Genomic DNA, 21,695 nt, shown 5'->3' on the forward strand with positions numbered 1-21,695 from the left:
AACCGGCGTGACTACCTCACACCCGGCGAACCGGTCATACCTCGATCTTGCAGAAGCCCTGCGGTATGGCGGGTTCGAGGTGTGCCGCGAGGGCATGTCGCCGTATCGGGCGCCACCGGCGGTCCGTCGGGCTGCGGACACCGGGCGTGCGTGCAGGGCGGCCGGGTCGGTCATCTCGGGAGGATCGCCGGCGGCCGGCCGGGCCGCGGCGACGGCACCGTCTCCGGCCGGTCGTACCGGCGTTTCCGGCCAGTGTCGCACTGTCTCGGGTCGGGCTGCGGCGACCAGCAGGGTGTGGCCGGTCCAGGTTGTCAGGACGGCGCCGGTCACGACTGCCACCTCCTTGATGACCTTGTATCTTTGCTGGTCGCGCCGGCGTTGCCGGGTGGAGGGCGGGTCCGGCGGAGGCTTGTGCGGCAGGTAACAGTTTGAAAACTTCGCCCACGGTCTTGACATGAGGGGGCCTTCAGTAAGAACTTTTACCACTAACAGTTAACAGTCCTTCCCGAAAGGCGTCCCATGGTTGATCACGAGGCGGTCACCTCTGCGGGCACCGCGGTGGCCGATGCCGACGCGGTCGACCGGCGGGGCGCCCTGGGCGTCGCCTCCGACGGGACACTGGCCCGGGTCCGCACCGGTGCCGCCGAGCTGACCGGCGCGCTGCGCCGGGTCGCCGAGCACGTGCTCAGCGACCCCGGAGCAGCCGCCCGCGCCACCATCGTCGAACTGGCCGAACGCAGTGGCACCTCGCCGGCCACGGTCACCCGCTTCTGTCGGGCCATGGGGTTCGACGGCTACGCCGACCTGCGTCTGGGTATCGCCTCCGAGACCGGCCGAGCCCGCTCGGCCGGTTGGACCGTCGACATCGGCCGCGAGATCCAGGCCGGCGACCCGCTCGAACGGGTGCTGGAACAGATAATGGCCGCCGACACCCGGGCCATGCACGACACCGCCGCGCTGCTCGACCTGGCCGAGGTGGAGCGGGCCGCCGTCGCCGTCGCCGGCGCCGAACGGGTGAACATCTTCGGTGCCAGCGGCAGCGCCCTGGTCGGCGAGGAGATGCAGTTCAGCCTGCACCGCATCGGGGTCGCCGCCTGGGCCTGGAACGACGTGCACTCCGGGCTCGCCTCCGCCGCGCTGCTACATCCCGGCGACGTCGCGCTCTGCATCTCGCACAGCGGGCAGACCCGCGAAGCCATCGAGATGCTCGCCGAGGGCGGCAGCCGGGGCGCGACCACCATCGCGCTGACCGGCTTCCGCCGCTCACCGCTGGCCGAGCTGGCCGACATCGTCCTGCTCACCGCCAGCCAGGAGACCACGTTCCGGCCGGACGCGTTGTCGGCCCGGCACCCGCAGCTGGTCGTGCTCGACCTGCTCTACATCGCGGTCGCCCAGCGCACCCACGACCGCGCCCACACGGCCTTTCGGCGTACCGCCCAGGCCGTCGACGGGCACAAGGCCGCGAGGGGAGCCAATTCGTGATCAGCGCGCAGGGATACGCGAAGGCCGTCCGGCCGGTGCTCGACCGGCTCGTCGACCGGGAGGCCGACGCGCTGGGCCGGGCCGCCGACCTGATCGCCGCCAGCCTGCGCGCCGGCGGGGCGCTCCAGGCGTTCGGGGCCGGGCACTCGGAGGTGTTCGCCGCCGAACTGGTCGCCCGGGCCGGAGGTCTGGTCCCCACCAACCGGCTCTCCCTGCACGATCTGGTGCTGCACGGCGACGCACCGCGCAGCGTGCTCGCCGACCCGAAACTGGAGCGCGATCCGGCCGTCGCGCACCAGCTCTACGCGATCGCCGCACCGCAACCGCAGGACGTGTTCGTGGTGGCGTCCCAGTCCGGCATCAACGGCTCGGTGGTCGAACTGGCCATGCTGGCCACCGGTCGCGGTCACCCGTTGATCGCGGTCACCTCGGTCGAACACACCGGACGGGTCGCCCCACGACATCCGTCCGGCCGGCGGCTCGCCGAACTCGCCGACGTCGTGCTGGACAACGGCGCGCCGTACGGTGACGCACTGCTGCCGCTCGAGGGCGGCGGCGCGGTCTGTGCGGTCTCCTCGGTCACCTCGGCGCTGCTGGCGCAGCTGCTGACCGCGGAGGTCGTACGACGGTTCCACCAGGCCGGAGAGGCGCCCCCTATCTACCTCTCCGCCAACGTCCCCGGTGGGGACGAGCACAACCTCGCCCTCGAGTCGCGGTACGCCGGTCGTCTCCGGCGCACCGCCTGACCCGACACCACAAGGAGAGTCAGACGATGTCCCTTTCCCCCGATCTAAACCGCCGGACCCTGCTGCGCCGCGCGGCGGCCGCGGGCCTCCTGGTGACCCCCGCCGTCGGTCTGCTCAGCGCCTGCGCCGGCAGCACGCCTAACGAGTCCGACAACAACGACGCGGAGAAGAGCACCGACAACCCCTTCGGACTGCAGGACGACAGTGCCGTCAAGGTAGTCATCTTCAACGGCGGCCTGGGTGACGCCTGGGCGAAGGAAGACCAGGCGATCTTCAGCGCCAAGCACCCGAACGTCACCGTCAACATGAGCTCCACCCAAAAGATCAAGACCGAGGAACAGCCCAAGATGGCGACGCAGCCCAGCGACCTCATCATGAATTCGGGCGCCGACCTGATGGACCTGAGCACGCTGGTCAACGAGGGCGCCATCGAGCCGCTGGACGACCTGCTCGCCGCGCCGGCCTGGGACAGCGAGGGCACCGTCGCGGACTCACTGCTGCCGGGCACCGTCTCCGACGGCACCTTCCAGGGCAAGTTCTTCGTGGTCTACGTCGCGTTCACGGTGTGGGGCAACTGGTACAACGGTGCCCTGTTCGACCGCGAGGGCTGGACCCCGCCGAAGACCTTCGAGGAGTTCTTCACCCTCGCTCCGAAGATCAAGGCCAAGGGCATCGCCCCGTACGTCTACGACGCCGTGCACGGCTACTACCCGCGGTGGGCCCTGATGGCCTCGATCTGGAAGTCGGCCGGCAAACAGGCGGTGGTCGACATCGACAACCTGAAGGAGAACGCCTGGCGTGCCGAGGGCGTCCTGCCGGCCCTGGAGGCGTGGGAAAAGCTGGTCAAGGACAAGCTGGTGCTGCCGGGCAAGCTCGACCACACCCAGTCGCAGCAGGCGTGGCTCGACGGCAAGGCTGCCTTCATCCAGGTCGGCACCTGGTTGAAGAACGAGATGGCCGCGACGATCCCGCCGGGCTTCGAGATGAAGCTCTCCGACTACTGGGGCGTGAGCGCCGCCGACAGGGCGCCCAAGGACGTCTTCGCCGGTGCCGGCGAGGGCTTCGTGGTGCCGAGCAAGGCCCCGAACAAGGCAGCAGCCAAGGAGTTCCTGCGCGCGGTGGTGTCCAAGGCCGGTTCGGCGAAGTTCGCCGAGCTGACCAAGTCACTGGCGTCGACCAAGGGCTCCGGCGACAACGTGCAGGACCCGGCGCTGGCCACGGCCAACGAGCTGATGAAGAATGCCGGCTCGGACCTGATCTCGGTCAAGCTCTGGGACTTCTACGCCGACCTGGACAAGGAGGGCCAGAACCTCTCCCAGGAGCTGATGGCCGGCCGGCTGACCGCCGCGCAGTTCGTCGACAAGATGCAGGCTGCCGCCGACAAGGTCGCCGGCGACTCGTCGGTCACCAAGCAGACCCGCAACGCGTGACACCTGCCCGGACATAACCGAACGAGGAAGTGGGAGAAATGCGGCACGGTGTTGCGCGTTTCGTCACGGGTTTCCTGGCGCTGCCGGTCGGGCTGTACCTCTTCTACGTGGTGTGGCCCTTCCTGCAGGCAGCCGGGTACTCGCTGACCGACTGGGGAGGCTACTCCGACAGACAGCAGTTCGTCGGGCTGGACAACTACATCCGGCTGTTCTCCGACGAGCTGATCAGGAAGGCGTTCTGGCACAACGTCTTCTTCCTGATCACCGTGCCGCTCTTCACCATCGCGCTGGCCCTGTTCCTCGCGTTCCTGCTCAACGTGGGCGGACGCGAGGACAAGGCCGGCGTCCGGGGCGTCTTCGGCTCCGGTCTGTACAAGGTGATCTTCTTCTTCCCGCAGGTGCTGTCCCTGGTCGTCGTCGCGGTGATGTGGCAACAGATCTACCGCGCCGACGGCCAGGGCCTGATCAACGGCATGCTGATGAAGATCGGACTGATCGACCAGGACGACCCGATCACCTTCATGTACGACCCGGAGCCCTTCCTCGGCGTACCGGCGGTGCTGTGGTGGCTGCTGCTGATCGCGGTCTGGAGCGGCGCGGGCTTCTACATGGTGCTCTTCTCCGCGGCCATGCAGTCCATCCCAAAGGACATCTACGAGGCGGCCATCCTCGACGGCGCGGGCCGCTTCCACACCTTCTTCAGGGTGACCCTGCCGCTGCTGCGGGACACCGTCTCGGTGGCCTGGGTCTACCTGGGCTTCATCGCCCTGGACATGTACGCCCTGGTCTTCGTGATGACGCCCAGCCAGGGCGGCCCCAACCACGCCAGCGAGATCTTCGCGTCGGTGCTGAACTTCACCGCATTCCAGAAGGGCCAGTTCGGCTACGCGTGTGCGATGGGTGTGGCCCTGGCGATCTTCACGATCCTGCTGGCCGCCGCGCAGCTGAGGATCACCCGTCGTGAGCGGATCGAGTACTGAGGAGATCTGGACCATGAGCACGGTGACCCACACCCCGGGTGGCCTGGCCGGACCCGACCAGGGCCCGCCGCCGGGCCGTACACCGGCACAGCGTGCCGCCGTCGGCGGCGGGCGTGCCGGGGCGCGGTTCTTCAACGGCTTCTCGCACCTGTTCCTCGCCGTCTGGGCGATCATGGTGGTCTACCCGCTGCTGTGGGTGGTGATGTCGGCGCTCAAGACCGACGTGGAGGTCATTCGTAAGCCGCTGTCGCTCATCCCCGAGCGGTTGCAGTGGGACAACTTCGCCCGGGCCTGGACCGAGGGGCACATCGGTTCGTTCTTCCTCAACACCATGCTGGTGCTGGTCGGCAGCGTCTTCCTCACCATGCTGCTCGGCTCTATGGCGGCCTACGTGCTCGCCCGCTACGAGTTCCCCGGCAACCGGCTGATCTACTACATGTTCCTGTCCGGGCTGACCCTGCCGATCTACCTGGCCGCGGTGCCGCTGTTCAAGGGCGTCTACAACACCGGAGTGGTGCTGCCGTTCCTCGGCCCGAACAAGCACCTCATGCTGATCCTGGTCTACGTGGCCTGGTCGCTGGCGTTCACCGTCTTCTTCATGCACTCGTTCTTCCGTACCCTCCCCACCGCGATCGCCGAGGCGGGGATGGTCGACGGGGCGTCGCACAGCCGGCTGTTCTTCAGCGTGATGCTGCCGATGGCGAAGCCGGGTCTGATCAGCATCGGCATCTTCAACGTCCTCGGCCAGTGGAACCAGTGGTACCTGCCGACCCTGCTGATGCAGTCGGTGGCCGGCGAGCCGAAGAACCAGGTCATCTCTCAGGGCCTCATCGAGCTGTCGGTCAACCAGGGTTACCGCTCCGACTGGTCAGGCCTGTTCGCCGGGGTGACAATGGCGATGTTGCCGGTGCTCATCGTCTACATCGTCTTTCAGCGCCAGGTGCAGTCCGGCCTCACCGCCGGCGTCAGCAAATAGCCCTTCGCGTTCACACCGACCGGGCAGAATCACTTCCGTGCTGGTGGCGGTGGTCTCCGACGAACGGGGCGGGGGAGTGGTGCAATCCCTGCACGCCTCGGGCGCGCCGGACGGCCCGCCCGAACCGGTCACCGACCTGCCTGCCGCGATGGCCGCTCGCGAGCGCGTCGACCAGCCGCGCTGGGTGTGGGCGTGCGGTGCCACGCTCTACCCGGCGCTGCTGCGTGCTGGTGTTCCCGTGCAGCGGTGCCACGACGTGGAGTTGACCGAGGCGCTGCTGCTCGGGTATGCCGGTCGCTGGGGTGAGGCGCGCGCCCTGGCCGCGGCGTGGGCGCGGCTGACCGGGGCGCCGGTGCCGGCCGATCCGCCGCCCCGCGCCGCCGCGCCGCCCGGTGCCGGGCAGGGCGCCCTCTTCGACGCCACGCCCGGGCCGCCAGGTCCGGGTATCACCGCCTTGACCAGGGTGTACGCCGACCAGCTCGACCGCATGGCGGCCACCGAGGCGCCGGGCCGGTTCCGGCTGCTGGTGGCCGCCGAGTCGGCCGGGGCGCTGATCGCCGCCGAGATGGGTGCGGCCGGGCTGCCGTGGCGGGCCGACGTGCACGACGCGGTCCTGGCCGAGCTGCTCGGGGAGCCGTCCCCGGTGGGTGGGCCGCCCCGCCGGCTGGCCGAGCTGGCTGGGCGGATCGCCGACGCGTTCGGCGTCCGGCAGGTGCACGCCGACAGCCCGGCGGAGCTGCTGCGGGCGTTCGCCCGGGCCGGGGTGGACCTGCCCAACACCCGGGCCTGGGTGCTGCGCGGCGTGGACCATCCGGCGGTGCCGCTGGTCCTGGAGTACAAGGAGCTGTACCGGATCTGGACGGCACACGGCCGCACCTGGCGGGACGCCTGGGTGCGGGATGGTCGCTTCCAGCCGGAGTACGTGCCCGGTGGGGTGGTGTCCGGGCGCTGGGCCACCCGGGGTGGCGGCGCGTTGCAGATCCCGAAGGTGATCCGCCGGGCGGCGATGGCGGACCCGGGGTGGCGGTTCGTGGTGGCCGACGCCGGGCAGTTGGAGCCCCGGGTGCTGGCGGCGGTTTCCGGTGACGCCCGGCTCGCCGCCGCCGGCGCGACCGGTGACCTCTACGCGGCGCTTGCCCGGGACGCCTTCGGCGGCGACCGGGGCCGAGCCAAGCTGGCGCTGCTGGGGGCGATGTACGGGCAGACCGGTGGGGAGGCGGTGCCGGCCCTGGCGGTGCTGCGGCGCAGCTACCCGACGGCGTTCGGTCACGTCGAGGCGGCGGCACGGACCGGCGAGGCGGGCGGTCTGGTGCGCTCCTGGCTGGGGCGGACCTGCCCGCCAGGTACGGCAGGGCTGGGCGGTGGCGACGATGGCGTGGCGGAACCGGGCCCGGCCGGCGACGCGCAGTCGCCTCGGGCTCGGGCGGCCCGCTCCCGGGGACGGTTCACCCGTAACTTCGTCATCCAGGCCACCGCCGCCGAGTGGGCATCGACGTTGCTGGCGGTGCTCCGGGCCGAGCTGGCCGGCACCGATGGCGAGCTGGTCTTCTTCCAGCACGACGAGGTGATCGTGCACTGCCCGGCCGGGCAGGCCGAGCGGGTCGCGGAGGCGGTCGAACAGGCCGGTCGGCGGGCCACCGCGCTGTTGTTCGGTGACACCCCGGTCCGTTTCCCGCTGGATCTGTCGGTGGTGCAGTGCTACGCCGACGCCGCCTGAGTCGTTTCGGGATGGTGTTCATTCGGAATTTCCTTCGTGTGCATTCTGGGGTGCCGCTGGATTAACCTCGCGGATCTGCTAACGCCCGCTGTTTCGGTGCGCCGCCGTGGTGTGTCACCCTGTGCTCCGCATACCTGACCAATCCGGGTCGACAGGGTGACAGTGCCTGGGAGGCGGCATGGCCAGACGCGTCTTTTTGCACATCGGCGCGCCGAAGACGGGAAGCACCTATGTGCAGAACGTGCTCTGGAACAATCATGACGCATTGGTTGACGCCGGCATTCTTCTTCCGGGCAGCGCGGTGGCTCAGGACCAGGCTATGGCCGACCTGCGAGCGGCGTCCTGGCGGGACGCCGACGTCTACTGGACGTGGGACCGGCTGGCGGCGAAGGCCCGCAAGTGGCCCGGCGACGTGATCATCAGCAACGAGGGGCTCGGTGCGGCGGACGAGGCGCAGGCCGCCCGGGCGGTGGAAAGCCTACGGCCGGCTGAGGTGCACGTCGTCGCGGCGGGACGGGACCTGTGGCGGACCTTCCCGTCGTTCTGGCAGCAGAGCATCCGGGCTCGTAGCGGCTGGCGCTTCGGGGCGTTCATGCGCGCCGTGGAACAGGGCAGGGCCGAGGTGTTCTGGAGCCGGCACACGGCGCCGCACATGCTGCGCCGGTGGGGCGATCTGGTCCCGGCTGAGCAGCGATACCTGGTGACGGTCCCGCCCGCCGGTGCCCCACGTGACCTCCTGTGGCGGCGTTTCGCCCAGGTCATGGGCATACCTGACGGCGTGTGTGAACTGCCGGAGCCGACCTCGAACCCGTCGCTCGGCGCCGCCGAGATCGAACTGCTCCGTCGGGTCAACCTCGCTCTGGGCGAGCGCTACCCGCTCCGGACGCCCTATCAGAAGGTCGTCCACCGGCATCTGGTCGACGCAGTGCTCAAGGAGCGCGGTAACGAGCTGAAGTTCGGTGTCGGTCTGGACCGGGCCGAGTGGGTGCGCGGCCTCGCGGAGCAGCAGATCAAGGAGCTCCAGGACTACCCGTGCCAGGTCGTCGGCGATCTCGACGAACTGCGGCCCACCACCATGAGACAGACCACCAGCCCCGACGAGCTCGACGACGAGCAACTGCTTCGGGTCGCGATCGAGACGATCGTCGGCATGCTGGGTCATGCCGAAACCCTCGACCGGCGGGTGGACCGCCAGCCCGAGGAGGTCCTGGCCCGCCTACGGGCCAGGGCGGCCGGCGGCGTCAGACGTCGACTACGCCTCGCCACCCGCCGCGACTCGTAGCGGTGCGGGGGGCTCCCGCTTGTCGCGCGCGGTGGCGACGTTCCGGAAGTAGCCGCAGCGATGCCCTTCCTGGTTCGCAGCGTCGGCGAAGGATGAGTTAGTTACCCAATTTACACCAAATGCCCCGCCACTCTCCTCGGCCCGAGATCGTTGCAGACGATGTGCGTAGGACAGGACGGCCGGGGCCACGCGGTCCCGGCCGGTCCCACTCTGGAGGGAGCGCAGCTCTGAACCGGATCGCAGGAATGATCATCGCCGCGGGGGGCGGACGCCGGATCGGCGGGCCGGAAGCCCTGCTGCACCAAGGCGGAAAACCCCTGGTCGAACAGATGATCGACACGCTGACGGAGGCAGGCTGCGGGCAGATCGTGGTCGTCCTGGGAGCCGCGGCCGACCAGGTACGCGAGACCGCCGACCTGGGCCGGGCCACGGTGGTGGTCAACCGCGCCTGGGGTACCGGCGTCGGCTCGTCCATCCGGGCCGGTCTGGCCGGTATCGACGACGACCGGGTGGAGGCGGCGGTGGTGCTGCCGGTCGACATGCCGGGCCTCACCGCCGAGGCGATCCGGCGGGTCACCGCGCTGCCCTTCCCGGCCGTGCTGGTCTGCGCCACCTACAACGGGCTGCGCGGCTACCCGATGCTCTTCGGTCGCCGGCACTGGCCGGGCATCGCCACCCTGGCCAGTGCCGACGTCGGCGCCCGGCCGTACCTGCTGGCGCACAAGGACCAGATCGTCGACATCGCCTGCGACTCGGTCGCCGACGGCAGCCGGGTGGACACGCCCGAGCTGATGGCCCTCTACGGCCTCTCCGTCCCTGAACAACGGGTCGGCGTCTGACCGGCCAACCCCACCGCGCCGATCACGCAGTGGTGGTCAACGAGGGTTCGTAGCCAGCTCGCGCGACGATCGCGCAAGCATGGCAGCGGGTGGGGGATCAGGGCAGGTGGCCGGTGGTGGTCAGGCGCCGGTACCAGTGCGCGCTGTCCTTCCAGGTGCGCTCCTGGGTCTGGTAGTCGACGCGGATGATGCCGAACCGCCGCTCGTACCCGTAGGCCCACTCGAAGTTGTCGAGCAGCGACCAGACGAAGTAGCCCCGCACGTCGGCCCCGGCCGCCATCGCCTCCGCCGTCGCGGCGACGTGTCGACGCAGGTAGTCGACGCGACGGTCGTCGTGCACCGCGCCGTCCGGCGAGACGACATCGTCGAACGCGGCGCCGTTCTCCGTGATCATGAGCGGCAGGTCGGGGTACTCGCGGTGCAGGCGCAGCAGCAACTCGGTCAGGCCGGCCGGCTCGATGTTCCAGCCCATCGCGGTGTGCGGGCCGGGCTGGGACAGGAACTCGACCCGGTCGGCACCCACCCAGGCCGAGTGCGCCGAGCGGCCGTGGCCGTCGGCGGACGACCTGGGTGAGGAGCCGTCCCAGGCCCGGACGAGCGTGGTCGAGTAGTAGTTGACACCGAGCACGTCCAGCGGCGCGGCGGCGGTCCGCTCGTCGCCGTCGTGCACGAACGACCAGTCGGTTGTCCCGGCGGTGTCGGCGAGCAGGTCGGCCGGGTACACGCCGTCGAGCATCGGGCCGAGGAACGCCCGGTTGGCCAGCGCGTCGATCCGGCGGGCCGCGTCGGTGTCGCCCGGCGACTCCGTGGCCGGGCGGATCACGTGCAGGTTCAGCGTGACCGACAGCTGCGCCGCGGGAGCCAGGTCGCGGATCACCCGGCTGGCCAGCCCGTGCGCCAGGTTCAGGTGATGTACGGCGGCCAGCGCCGCCGCCGGCTCGGTGCGTCCCGGGGCGTGCACCCCCGAGGCGTACCCGAGGTAGGCCGAGCACCACGGTTCGTTCAGGGTGGTCCAGGTGTGCACCCGGTCACCGAGCGCCCCGACGATCGTGGCGGCGTAGTCGGCGAAGCGCAGCGCGGTGTCGCGCGCCGGCCAACCGCCGGCATCCTCCAACTCCTGCGGCAGGTCCCAGTGGTACAGCGTGGCCACCGGCCGGATGCCCAGTTCGAGCAGCCGGTCCACCAGCCGGGAGTAGAAGTCCACCCCGGCCCGGTTGGCCGGACCCGAGCCGCCGGGCTGCACCCGGGGCCAGGAGACCGAGAAGCGGTACGCGCCGAGCCCGAGCGCGGACAGCTGGTCGAGGTCGTCGGCCCAGCGGTGGTAGTGGTCGGCCGCCACGTCGCCGGTCTCGCCGCCCAGGGTGCGGCCCGGCGTGTGGCTGTAGGTGTCCCAGATCGACGGTCCCCGGCCGTCCTCGGTGGCGGCGCCCTCGACCTGGTACGCCGCCGTGGCCGAACCCCAGACGAAACCCGGCGGGAAAACGATCTCAGTCATCGTGCCACCTCCGTGACCTCGCAGCGGTAACCCGACGACTCGCCCGCCACCAGCTCGGCGGTGGCCGTCGCGTCCTGGTAGAAAACCTCGAACTCGGTTCCGGAGCCCCCGTCGAGAGCCGGTACCCGGGCCCGGGTCCGCTGGCCCGCCACCGGAGCGAACAGCCGCAGCAGGACACCGTCGGCCCACGGGTAGTCGGGTCGATCGTCGACCGACCCGAACGGGATGACCGCGCCGGGCCGGGCGAGCACCGGCACGCTGTCGAAGCCGTGCTTCTCGGTGACCCAGCCCGGGCCGTTGACCTGCGTGCCGTTGGTCAGGTGGGTCCAGGTGCCGGCCGGCACGTAGTAGGTCACCTGCCCGTCGGCGCTCATCACCGGCGCGACGAGCAGGTCCGGGCCGAGCATGTACTGCCGGTCGAGGTGGGCGGCGGTCGGGTCGTCCGGGAACTCCAGCACCATCGGCCGCATCACCGGCACCCCCGTACGGTGGGCCTCGTCGGCCGCCGCCGCCAGGTACGGCATCAGGCTCAGCTTGAGCCGGGTGAAGCGGCGCAGCACCTCCACCGCCTCGTCGTCGTACGCCCACGGCACCCGGTACGAGCCGGAACCGTGCAGCCGAGAGTGCGACGACAGCAGGCCGAAGGCGATCCAGCGCTTGAACACCGCCGGATCCGGGGTGCCCTCGAAGCCGCCGATGTCGTGACTCCAGTAGCCGAATCCGGACGCCGCCAGCGACAGTCCACCGCGCAGCGACTCGGCCATCGCCACGAAAGTGGACTCGCAGTCGCCGCCCCAGTGCACCGGGAACTGCTGTCCGCCGGCGGTCGCCGAACGGGCGAAGACGACCGCCTCACCCTCCCCGCGTTGCGCCGTCAGCAGCTCGAAGACAGTCTTGTTGTAGAGGTGCGCGTAGTAGTTGTGCATCCGTTGCGGGTCCGAGCCGTCGTGCCAGAGCACGTCGGTAGGGATGCGCTCGCCGAAGTCGGTCTTGAAACAGTCGACGCCCATGTCGAGCAGCACCTTGAGCTTGCCGGCGAACCAGCGGGCCGCGTCCGGGTTGGTGAAGTCGACAAGCGCCATGCCGGCCTGCCACTTGTCCCACTGCCAGACCGAGCCGTCCGGGTTGCGCACCAGGTAGCCGGCCCGCCGCCCTTCCTCGAACAGGTACGACCGCTGGGCGATGTACGGGTTGATCCAGACGCACACCTTCAGGCCACGCTCGTGCAGCCGGCGCAGCATGCCCTCCGGGTCGGGGAAGGTGGCCGGGTCCCAGACGAAGTCGACCCAGTGGAACTGCCGCATCCAGAAGCAGTCGAAGTGGAACACCGACAGCGGCAGGTCCCGTTCGGCCATTCCGTCGATGAACTCGGTGACGGTCTTCTCGTCGTACGAGGTGGTGAACGAGGTGGACAGCCACAGCCCGTAGGACCAGGCCGGTACCCGGGCCGGGCGCCCGGTCAGCGCGGTGTAGCGGCGTAACACGTCCTTCGGGGTCGGCCCGTCGATCAGGTGGTAGGTGAGCGACTGCCCCGGCACGCTGAACTGGGTCTGCGACACCACCTCGGAGCCCACCTCGAACGAGACGTGTTCCGGGTGGTCGACGAAGACGCCGTACCCGGCGCTGCTGAGGTAGAACGGCACGTTCTTGTACGCCTGCTCGCTGGCCGTGCCGCCGTCGGCGTTCCAGATGTCGACGGTCTGACCGTTCTTGACGTACGCCCCGAAGCGCTCGCCGAGCCCGTAGATCGTCTCGCCGACGCCGAGTGCCAGCCGTTCGTGCACGTACTTGTTGCCGTCGCCGTCGGTGACCGCGCCGATGCTGCGCTCGGTGGAGGAGGTGACCAGCCGGTCGCCGCGCAGGAAGTCGACCCGCCACGGGCCGGTCAGCGCGACCCGGACGGTCAGCTCGCCGGTGGTCAACCGGGCGCTGAGCTCGGTGACCTCCACCTGCACCGGGTGCGCGGTGTCGTCGGCCAGGGCGAACCGGGGCTGCTTGGGCAGCCCGCCACTGTGGTGGCCGATGGTCACCCCGACCACGCCGGGTGCGGGGGAGAAGAACCGTGTGGTGATCACCGGCCGGTTGAGGGTGTCCCCGCGCCCGTTGATCTTTCCGGTGGGTGCGAAGACGGTGAAGGACCGCTCGTCGGGCTCCACCGACTCCACCGTGCCGGGGCGCAGCACGCTGACCCCGGGGCGTAGCTGCCAGTACCCGTCGGTGAACTTCACTTGTCGGCTCCTGCCGTGATGCCGCGCGAGAGGGTGCGCTGGAAGATGAGAAAGAACAGGATCGCGGGGAGGAGACTGATCAGCGCACCGGCGTTGGTGGTGGGCGCGTCCATCAGCCGGTCACCCTGCAGCGAGGCGAGCGCGACCGGCACGGTCTGGGTCTGGTTGTCGATGAGCATCACCAGCGGGATGAGGAATTCGTTCCAGGTCCAGATGAAAAAGAAGACCAGCAGCACCGAGATGGTCGGTCGCACGTTGGGCAGCACCACCCGCCACAGGATCCGCCACCGGCCGGCCCCGTCGAGCGCGGCAGCCTCCAGCAGGGTGCGCGGGAAGGCGCCGAGCACCGAGGCGAGCAGGTAGGTGCCGAAGGCCGCCTGGATGACGGTGAAGATGATGATCACCGCAAGCCGTGTGTTGTACAGCCCCACCTCCTTGGCGAAGTGGTAGAGCGGATAGATCAGGGCCTCCTGCGGCAGCATGTTGGCCAGCAGGAAGAGACCGATGATCCAGAGCCGGCCGCGGACCCGGCCGATGCCGAGGGCGTACGCGCTCAGCAGTGAGACGACGACGGCGAGCACCGCCACCGAGCCGGAGATGAGGACGGAGTTCCACAGCTTGACCGGGAAGTTGACCTGCTCCCAGTAGGTCCGCAGGCCGGTGGTGTAGAACTCCGACGGCCAGCTCATCGGGCCGTTGGTCGAGTAGTCGCCGGGCGACTTGAACGCGTTGAGCAGCATGAACGCGAAGGGCACCAGCATGGCGAGCGCCGCGACGCCGACTACCACGAGCACGATCCACCGGCCGACGCCCCGGTAGTGCCGGTCGGCGGGCCGTCGTACCCGGGGCGGTGGGGTGAGTGTGACGGCCATCAGTACCCTCCGTCGCGTTGTTCGGCGCGGTTCTGCGCCCGGATGAACAGCACCGCCACCGCCACGATGATCAGCGTCAGCACCATCGAGATCGCCGAGCCGTAGCCGACCTGCAGCCGTTTGAAGAAGGTGAAGTAGGCGAAGTAGGACGGCACGTTCGTGGCGTTCTCCGGGCCGCCCCGGGTCAGCGCGAAGATCGGGCCGAACACCTTCATCGCCGCGATGGTGCAGGTGAGGCCGACCACGAACGTCTCCGGCCGGATCTGCGGGAGGGTGATGGCCCGGAACCGCCGGACCCAGCCGGCGCCGTCGATCTCCGCGGCCTCGTAGAGTTCCGGATTCACCCGTTCGAGGGCCGCCATGAAGACCACCACGGGGTAGCCGAGCTGCACCCAGATCATCACGGCCATCACGGCGGGCAGCGCCGTGTCCGGGTCGCCGAGCCAGTCGTGGCTCAGTGCGCCGAGCCCGACCGCGTCGAGCAGCCCGTTGAGCGCGCCGTCGGGCCGCAGGATCCAGCCCCAGACGATGCCGGCCACCACGACCGGCAGCACCTGGGGCAGGTAGAAGGCGGCCCGGAGCGCGGTGGCGGTACGGGGCCGGAACCTGCGACCGATGGTGTCGAAGAGCGCTGCGGCGAGCACCAGCCCGAGCAGGGTCGGCAGCACCACCATCGCGACGATCATCGCTACGGTGTTCTTGAACGACGTCCAGAAGACGTCGTCCGTCAGCAGCTCGCGGTAGTTGGCCAACCCGATGAAGCTCGGGTCGCCGACACCGGACCACTTGGTCAGTGATAGGTAGCCGGTGTAGAGCAGCGGACCGCCGATGACGAGCAGGAAGAGCACCGCGCCGGGCAGCAGGTAGAGCCAGTAGCCGCCGTCGGAACGCGACCGGCGTCGCCGGTCGGCCGAGGTCTTCGCTGAGGTCGTCGCCGGGGCGACCACCCTGTCGAGGGATGCCATGAGGTGTCCTTCCGGGGTGGGGCAGGTGCGCCGGAGGCCGCACCTGCCCCACGGTCGCCGTCAGTCGCTTGTGATCTCCGCGACGCCGTCCTGGTAGGGCTTGGCGATCGCGTCGAGCACCTCAGCGGGCGACCTGGACTCGTTGATCAGGCCCTGGAAGCCGGAGACCAGCACGTCGTAGTAGCCGGGTACCGGCCAGTCCGGGTAGAACGCCAGACCGTCCTGGGAGCTGACCGTGTTGAAGTCCTCGATCAGCTTGCGGTCCTTCGGGTCGGTGATCGTGGCCGGGTCACCGGCCACCGGCACCCCGCCGTTGTTGCCGATCAGCGCCTGGATCTCCGGGCGCATGGTGACGTCGATGAAGTCGTACGCCAGGTTCTTGGCCCTGCTGGTCTCCGGAACCACCCAGACGTTGCCCGACGAGCCGGCGTGCAACGTGTTGCCGGGGAAGAGGAAGGTGTCCCAGTCGTAGGAGATCTCGCTCTTGAAGCGGCCGAACCACCAGCTGCCGGAGACGATCATCGGCACCTTGCCGGAGATGAAGGCGGTCCCCATGTCCTCGGCCTTCAGGCTGGCGGAGTCCTTGGCGATGTAGCCCTTGCCCACCCAGTCGGCGAAGGTCTCGGCGCCGTACCTGAGCGGGTCGGCGGTGAAGTCGACCGGGTTGGCGTAGAGCTGGTAGTTGTCGACGAAGGCCCGGTCGGCGCGGGAGAGGGCGAGCTGGTAGAAGAGCTGACCGGCCGGGTACTCGGCGCCGGACATGCCGAGCGGCGTGACGCCCTTGGCGACGAAGGTGTCCATCGCGGCGGTCATCTCGGCCAGTGTGGTCGGCACGGTCACGCCGTGTTCGGCGAACAGTTCCTTGTTGTAGTAGACCATCACGTACTCGCCGTAGTTGGGTACGCCGTACCAGTTGCCCGAACCCATCACGCCGTCGTCGTAGCGCGCGGTGGTCTGCAGGCTGGGGCTGAGCGTGCTGTCCCAGCCGCGGCTGGTCGCCTCGCCGGTGAGGTCGGTCAGCAGACCCTGCGAGGAGAGCAGCCCAGCGGTGGCGTTGCCCTTGTTGTACTCCATCACGTCCGGGCCCTCGGACGAGTTGATGATCATGCCGGCGTTCTGCTGGATCTGCTCGAACGCCTTGCGCTCGAAGCGCACCTCGACCCCGGGGTGTTCGTCCTTGAAGATCTCGATCGCCCGGTCCCAGGCGATGCCCATGGCGCTGTTGGCGCTCTCGTAGTGCCAGAGCTTGAGGACGTTGGCCTCGCTGTCGCCGCCGTCGTCGCCACAGGCCGCCAGGTTGGTCGCCGCGAGCGCCGCCACTGCGGCGGCCACGGCTACTCTACGGAATCGTCGCATTGTTAGTCTCCCTGGTGAGTATCGAGCCGGTACTCCTCAAGCCCGTCGTCGCGTGGTAGCGCGGCGGCGGGCTGCTTCTGGCCCGGGGCCGGCAGGTCGCCGCCGGCCCCGGGGTGTGCTGAGCTGCCGGCGGGCGTGCGCGGTGTGCCGCTGGAACCACGGACCTCCAGCACGCACGGCAGCAACTCCTGGTGGATCTCGCCGTCGCCCGTCTCGACGTGTCGCAGCAGCGTTTCGACCGCGATGCGGCCCAGCGCCGAGCCGGGCGAGGTCATCGCGGTCAGCGGGGGTGTGGCCAGCTCGGCGACCTGGGGTGAGGTGACCATCGAGACGACGGAGACGTCGCCGGGTACCCGCAGGCCCCGGGTGCTGAGCTCACCGAGCAGACCGAAGACGGCGTTCTCGTTCATCGCGAGGACCGCGGTCAGCTCGGAGTCCCGCCGTAGGGCGGTGTCCAGCGCCGCTCGGCCGCTGGCCGCGCTGTCCTCGGCGGGGATCATCAGCGGCGCGAGGGCGTGCTCGGTCATCGCGGCGGTGAACGCGTCGCGGGTGCGCAGCGCCGGGCCGTAGCCCTCGGCGATGGTGTCGGCCGAGTGGTTGACGTAGACGATGTGCCGGTGACCGAGGCCGACCAGGTGCGCGACGGCGTCCCGGACGGTCTGGTCGAAGTCGATGTCGACGTACGACAGGCCGTCGGTGTCCGCGGTGCGGCCGATCAGCACCGTCGGGACGGCGGCCTCGCGTAGCACGCCCACCCGCGGGTCGTGCAGCTGGACCTCCATCAGCAGCGCGCCGTCGAGCATCCGCTGGCTGGCCAGCCGGCGCAGCTCGTCGAGGTCGCTTACGCCGAGCGGCGAGAGCACCAGGTGGTAACCGGCGGCCACGGCGGCGGCCGTGGCGCCGGTGACGAAGGCGGTCTCGGTGGCGCCGATGCCTCGCTCGTCCATCGGCAGCAGCAGCCCGATGATCCGGCTGCGCCGGCTGGCCAGCCCACGTGCCAGTGCGTTCGGCTGGTAGTCCAGCTCGGTCATCGCGGCGAGGACCCGATCCCGCGTGGCCTGGGAGATCGGACGGACGCCGGTGAGCACGTACGACACGGTGCTGACCGAGACCTGGGCGATCCGCGCGACGTCCTGCATGGTGGCCATCGGGCACCTCCTCGCGGTCTACTGGCACGGTCTACCGGCACGGGCTGTCGAAGCGCTTCGACTAAGCGGTTCGACAGAAGGTAGGTCAGGTGTTACAGCCACGTCAATAGCGCATGACGAAATGACGCCGGGCGGTCGGCCAGTCCGCCGGAAGCTCGACCGGGTCGGCGGCGCTCTGCCAGCAGGCCGCGCGCAACCAGTCGTCGCCGGGGCGTGCGTCACCACCGGCACGCCGACGTCGGCCAGCAGGCCCCACACCCCGTACAGCGCCGCATCGGTCAGGGCGAAGCCGCCCACACAGCCGCGGCGGCAGGACGTGCCCGTGCACGTCGGCCAGGCCGAGTCCCTGCCAGAACCGCGGCACAGGGTCGTCGGCCGTAACGATCTCCGCCTCGACGGCTATATGTCGAGGTTGAACTTCTGCAACACCGACGGGGCGACCAGTCCCAGCGTGGCCAGCACCGACACGACGGTCAGCGCGGTACGGACGAAAACGATCTCGGTCCGGCCTCCGGCGCGCAGCGCGATCCGGTCGGGCAGGCTGATCGGCGTCCACATCCGCCGCTTGATCGGAATCGGCCAGAGGATCGGTACGCCGGCCCGAGTGATCATGTCACCGAGGATGTGCACGAAGGAGCCGACCCCGACCGCGAGGCCGATCATCGGGTAGCCGCGGTCGCCGGGCAGGTTGGCGGCGGTGAAGCTGGCCGCGCCCGCCGAGACGAGGGTGACGATGACCCACCCGGCACGCTCGGCCCACTTGTCGAACAGGCCACGCAGGGCTAGGCCGATCATGAAGAACAGGATCCCGATCACCGCCCACTTGCCGTACGAGACGCAGAGCGTGGTGGTGCCCCAGCCGACCAGCACGGTGAACGGAATGGTGTGGGTCAGCGTCCGGTGGCCGTTGTTCCGTTTCGGGTCGCGGCTGAGTTTCGTGGCGTAGTAGACGCCCAGCGAGATCTTCTCCACCACCTCGGCGACGAACAGCGAGAAGACACCGAAGGTGCGGGCCACGGTCGCGCCGCCCCGGTTGCGGGTCACCTTGCCGGACAGGTCCAGGTCGGGCAGCAGTGCGGCACCCGAACAGACGGCGGTGCCGACGGCCAACGCAAGCGGCGACTGCTCGTAGTCGTAGAAGTGCTGCAGCGCCCAAGAGCCGCTCAGCCATACCGCCGCGCCGGACAGCGCGTGCGACGGTCCCATCATCTCGGCTCGCCCTCCCCGGGGATCTTGAGCGCCAAAACTACGCCACTGTAGTTCGTTGCCGCACCGCAGGGGGATCACCCGAAGAGTCCACTAGGGACATTGCTGCGACGGGTCCGGGAACCAGGCCGACCCCCAGGGATTATGACGGTTCGTGGCGGTCGCTCGTCGCGCACTGTCGGCCATGAGACGGCCCACGACACCCATCCGCTCGCCCAGAACATCGAGCCGCTCCAGTCGCAGGGCGCCGCAGCGGGCGACCCGGCTCACGGGTGTCCTGAGTCGACTGTCAGGATAGCGGCATGACGGTCCGACTTTCCGGCAGGGTTGCCCTGGTCACGGGTGGCAGCCGAGGTATCGGCGCCGCCGTCGCGCGCCGGCTCGCCGAGGACGGCATCGACGTCGCGTTCACGTACCGCGCCGCCGAGGACAGTGCGAAGTCCGTCGCGGCCGACATCCTGGCGTCCGGCCGCACCAGCCTGTCGATCCGCGGGGACAGCGCCGACCCGGCGGCGGTTCTCGGCGCGGTCGAGCAGACCGTCGCCGAGATGGGCCGGCTGGACATCCTGGTCAACAACGCCGGGGTGTTCGCCGGCGGGCCGATCGAGGCGATCAGCCTCGACGACCTGGACCGGGCCGTCGCGGTCAACGTGCGCGGAGTGTTCCTCGCCACCCAGGCGGCGGTACGTCACATGGGCGAGGGCGGACGGATCATCAACATCGGCAGCAGCTTCGCCAACCGCGTCCCCACCCCCGGGGTGAGCGCCTACGCCATGACCAAGAGCGCGGTCAACGGACTGACCCGGGCGCTCGCCCGCGAACTCGGGCCACGCGGGATCACCGTCAACCTCATCCTGCCCGGGTCGACCGACACCGAGATGAACCCGGCGGACAGCGCCAACGCGGACGCGCAGCGCTCGCACATCGCGCTCGGCCGGTACGCGGCCCCGGCCGACGTGGCGGCGACCGTCAGCCACCTGGTCGGCGACGGTGGACGGCACATCACCGGGGCGTCGATCGCCATCGACGGCGGCGCGACCGCCTGAGCGCCACCACCAGCTGGCGTCGAAGACGGCCAGCAGTTTCTCCGGCGCCGCAGCGAATGTCCGGTCCACGTGAAGGTGGCACCATATCTCGCACGTGAACAGCGGCGGCACCGGTTACCCAGTCTGGCTGGGTGGGCAGGCCAGAGCCGGGCTCAGGGCGAGGGTGATCACTAACCAGGCGCCAGCTATCGCGGCTATCGCGGCGCCTGGCGGCAGCGCACCGCCACAGGCGCAATGACCACCCCGGCCGCTGGTGATCAAGCAGGCCCGCCTCCTTGCGGGGCCGAGACTATTGGTGCACGGTTGAGGATCCAGCTCAGCGGGCGGGTCGAAAGCTGTCCCGCACCGTGGCCAACTGGCTCGACGCGGCCGTCCAATCCCGTTCGCGGGTGATCCAGCCCAACGTCCAGACTCGGGTGCGGGCAGGCCGATCCGGCACGATCTGGGTGGCGCGTAGCCGGTCCCCGTGCGGGGTAAGCCAGCCGAACTCCCACTCGGTGGCGTTGCCGACCCGGCCGAGGCGGAACTCCTGGTAGCCGGGGAGGGTGCCGGAAGCCAACTCCCGGTCCCGTGCCGCGCGCAGCCGGGCGACCGGCTCGGCGGTGGCGTCGGTGTGGCCGGCGACGCTGAGGGCTGCTCCGGTCGCCGGGTCCTGGAAGCAGGCCACGTCGTTGTCGCGGGAGTGCCGCCAATCGGCCGGCACCGCCACCCGGAAGCCCGCCGTGTCGGCGTGCCACGCCCAACCGGAAGGCGGCCGGAAGCGCTCGGCGGCCGGAGACACGCCGGCCACCGGATCACCGTCGACCCACGGTCGGACGCAGGGCAGCGGCGGCGGGACGAGGCCGCCGGGCGGCGGTCCGGGCGGGCGTCCCGCCGGCGGTGGTGGCCGGCCGCCCGGACCGGGAGCGCCCACGTCGTACGGCGCGTTCGACGTGAGGATCGGCGTGTCCCGGGCGGTGTGCTTCTCGCCGGTGCCCACCACCGTCAGCGCGGCGCCCATCCCGGCCGCCATCGCCACCAGCACGGCGACCGCGGCCAGCGCCCAGGGTCTGGCCACGGCGGTGAGGTCCCGCCCGGCCTGCGGGGCGGTGGCGCCGCCGACGCGCGGACATTCGGGCTGGTCGGCGGCCAGCAGCCGTCGGTGGGTCTCGGCGTGGTCGATGCGGTGCGCGGGGTCGCGGTGAAGCAGCCCGGCCAGCGCCGCCGACAGCGGCCCGGCGTGCGGGGCGGGATCCGGCGGTGCGGAGGCCAGCGCGCTGAGCGTGGCCATTGCGGTGCTGCGCGCGTACGGTGCGCGGCCCTCGACCGCGGCGTGCAGGGTCGCGCCCAGCGACCACAGGTCGGCCGGTGCGCTGGACACGCCCTCGGCGGCGCGTTCCGGTGCGACGTACTGCGGTGAGCCCAGGATCGTGCCGGGGCCGGTCATCGTCTGGTCGCCACCGTCGAAGACGGCCAGCCCGAAGTCGGTGAGCAGCACCCGGCCGTCGTCGGCGACCAGGACGTTGGCCGGCTTGACGTCGCGGTGCAGCACCCCGGCGTCGTGTGCCGCCCGCAGCGCGTCCAGCAGGGCCAGTCCGACGCGGGCGGCGTCGCGCGGTGGCAGCGGCCCGTCGGCGTCGAGAACGTCCTGGAGGGTGCGCGAGGGCACGTACTCCATCACTATCCACGGGGTGCCGGCGTCGGAGACCACGTCGTAGACGCGGACCACGTTGGGGTGACTGAGCCGGGCTGCGGTGCGGGCCTCGCGCAGGGCGCGGGCGAGCAGTTGGTCCAACTCGTCACCATCGAGCGAGGCCGGCAGCACCAACTGTTTCACCGCAACCGTGCGGTGCAGCAACTCGTCGTCGGCCCGCCACACCGCACCCATCCCGCCGCTGCCGACCAGCTCGAGCAGCCGGTACCGGCCGGCGATCACCGCTCGCACGTT

At 70.2% G+C, this 21,695-nt stretch carries 17 protein-coding genes and 2 pseudogenes; 9 read left to right on the plus strand and 10 right to left on the minus strand.

Annotated features, from left to right (window positions below):
* A pseudogene (locus tag ACFHWY_RS25475) lies at positions 1 to 330 on the minus strand (hypothetical protein); the annotation flags it as partial.
* 189 nt (positions 331 to 519) lie between these two features.
* Between ACFHWY_RS25475 and ACFHWY_RS25480 the strand changes: the two are divergent.
* From ACFHWY_RS25480 to ACFHWY_RS25515, 8 genes are all read left to right on the plus strand, one after another.
* Positions 520 to 1,482: a MurR/RpiR family transcriptional regulator gene (locus tag ACFHWY_RS25480; RefSeq protein ID WP_416582791.1), complete on the plus strand. Its 963-nt coding sequence runs from the start codon at positions 520 to 522 to the stop codon at positions 1,480 to 1,482.
* Positions 1,479 to 2,228 (plus strand): sugar isomerase domain-containing protein, encoded by a 750-nt coding sequence (locus tag ACFHWY_RS25485; RefSeq protein ID WP_416582792.1) that lies wholly within the window; start codon positions 1,479 to 1,481, stop codon positions 2,226 to 2,228. Before ACFHWY_RS25480 ends, ACFHWY_RS25485 begins: the two co-directional genes overlap by 4 nt.
* Before the next feature lie 26 nt (positions 2,229 to 2,254).
* Positions 2,255 to 3,658, plus strand: a complete 1,404-nt coding sequence (gene ngcE / locus ACFHWY_RS25490) for an N-acetylglucosamine/diacetylchitobiose ABC transporter substrate-binding protein (protein WP_416582793.1) — start codon at positions 2,255 to 2,257, stop codon at positions 3,656 to 3,658.
* Between the two features lie 38 nt (positions 3,659 to 3,696).
* Complete coding sequence (locus ACFHWY_RS25495; protein ID WP_416582794.1) at positions 3,697 to 4,638, plus strand: carbohydrate ABC transporter permease; 942 nt, start codon at positions 3,697 to 3,699, stop codon at positions 4,636 to 4,638.
* 13 nt (positions 4,639 to 4,651) lie between these two features.
* A complete protein-coding gene (locus tag ACFHWY_RS25500; protein ID WP_416582809.1) occupies positions 4,652 to 5,614 on the plus strand; it encodes a carbohydrate ABC transporter permease in 963 nt (320 codons plus the stop codon).
* Between the two features lie 37 nt (positions 5,615 to 5,651).
* Positions 5,652 to 7,331 (plus strand): bifunctional 3'-5' exonuclease/DNA polymerase, encoded by a 1,680-nt coding sequence (locus tag ACFHWY_RS25505; protein ID WP_416582795.1) that lies wholly within the window; start codon positions 5,652 to 5,654, stop codon positions 7,329 to 7,331.
* 178 nt (positions 7,332 to 7,509) lie between these two features.
* Positions 7,510 to 8,613: a hypothetical protein gene (locus ACFHWY_RS25510; RefSeq protein WP_416582796.1), complete on the plus strand. Its 1,104-nt coding sequence runs from the start codon at positions 7,510 to 7,512 to the stop codon at positions 8,611 to 8,613.
* Between the two features lie 245 nt (positions 8,614 to 8,858).
* Complete coding sequence (locus ACFHWY_RS25515; RefSeq protein WP_416582797.1) at positions 8,859 to 9,452, plus strand: nucleotidyltransferase family protein; 594 nt, start codon at positions 8,859 to 8,861, stop codon at positions 9,450 to 9,452.
* Positions 9,453 to 9,549: 97 nt separating this feature from the next.
* Here ACFHWY_RS25515 and ACFHWY_RS25520 read toward each other — a convergent pair whose 3' ends face one another.
* The 8 genes and pseudogenes from ACFHWY_RS25520 to ACFHWY_RS25555 form a co-directional block, all read right to left on the minus strand.
* Positions 9,550 to 10,947, minus strand: a complete 1,398-nt coding sequence (locus tag ACFHWY_RS25520; RefSeq protein WP_416582798.1) for a GH1 family beta-glucosidase — start codon at positions 10,945 to 10,947, stop codon at positions 9,550 to 9,552.
* Positions 10,944 to 13,175, minus strand: coding sequence for an alpha-xylosidase (gene yicI, locus ACFHWY_RS25525; protein ID WP_416582799.1), 2,232 nt, complete (start codon positions 13,173 to 13,175; stop codon positions 10,944 to 10,946). The genes ACFHWY_RS25520 and yicI overlap by 4 nt, the downstream gene beginning before the upstream one ends.
* A complete protein-coding gene (locus ACFHWY_RS25530; RefSeq protein WP_416582800.1) occupies positions 13,172 to 14,047 on the minus strand; it encodes a carbohydrate ABC transporter permease in 876 nt (291 codons plus the stop codon). Before ACFHWY_RS25530 ends, yicI begins: the two co-directional genes overlap by 4 nt.
* Complete coding sequence (locus ACFHWY_RS25535) at positions 14,047 to 15,012, minus strand: carbohydrate ABC transporter permease (protein WP_416582801.1); 966 nt, start codon at positions 15,010 to 15,012, stop codon at positions 14,047 to 14,049. Before ACFHWY_RS25535 ends, ACFHWY_RS25530 begins: the two co-directional genes overlap by 1 nt.
* A gap of 60 nt (positions 15,013 to 15,072) precedes the next feature.
* Entirely contained in the window at positions 15,073 to 16,368 is a 1,296-nt protein-coding gene (locus ACFHWY_RS25540; RefSeq protein WP_416582802.1) for an extracellular solute-binding protein, read from the minus strand.
* Positions 16,369 to 16,370: 2 nt separating this feature from the next.
* Entirely contained in the window at positions 16,371 to 17,516 is a 1,146-nt protein-coding gene (locus ACFHWY_RS25545) for a LacI family DNA-binding transcriptional regulator (RefSeq protein WP_416582803.1), read from the minus strand.
* A 183-nt stretch (positions 17,517 to 17,699) separates the two neighbouring features.
* Positions 17,700 to 17,813: pseudogene (locus tag ACFHWY_RS25550) on the minus strand (amidohydrolase); the annotation flags it as partial.
* Positions 17,814 to 17,915: 102 nt separating this feature from the next.
* Positions 17,916 to 18,725, minus strand: coding sequence for a metal-dependent hydrolase (locus tag ACFHWY_RS25555; protein ID WP_416582804.1), 810 nt, complete (start codon positions 18,723 to 18,725; stop codon positions 17,916 to 17,918).
* Between the two features lie 299 nt (positions 18,726 to 19,024).
* Between ACFHWY_RS25555 and ACFHWY_RS25560 the strand changes: the two genes are divergently transcribed.
* Positions 19,025 to 19,768 carry an SDR family NAD(P)-dependent oxidoreductase gene (locus ACFHWY_RS25560; protein ID WP_416582805.1) on the plus strand — a complete coding sequence of 248 codons (744 nt, stop codon included), beginning with the start codon at positions 19,025 to 19,027 and terminating at the stop codon, positions 19,766 to 19,768.
* 316 nt (positions 19,769 to 20,084) lie between these two features.
* Here the strand turns inward: ACFHWY_RS25560 and ACFHWY_RS25565 are convergent, their stop codons facing one another.
* On the minus strand, positions 20,085 to 21,683 hold the full coding sequence (locus tag ACFHWY_RS25565) for a serine/threonine-protein kinase (protein ID WP_416582806.1): 1,599 nt from the start codon (positions 21,681 to 21,683) through the stop codon (positions 20,085 to 20,087).
* Positions 21,684 to 21,695 lie beyond the last annotated feature (12 nt).

It is taken from the genome of Micromonospora sp. LOL_024 (genome assembly GCF_048060415.1).
Classification (GTDB): domain Bacteria; phylum Actinomycetota; class Actinomycetes; order Mycobacteriales; family Micromonosporaceae; genus Micromonospora.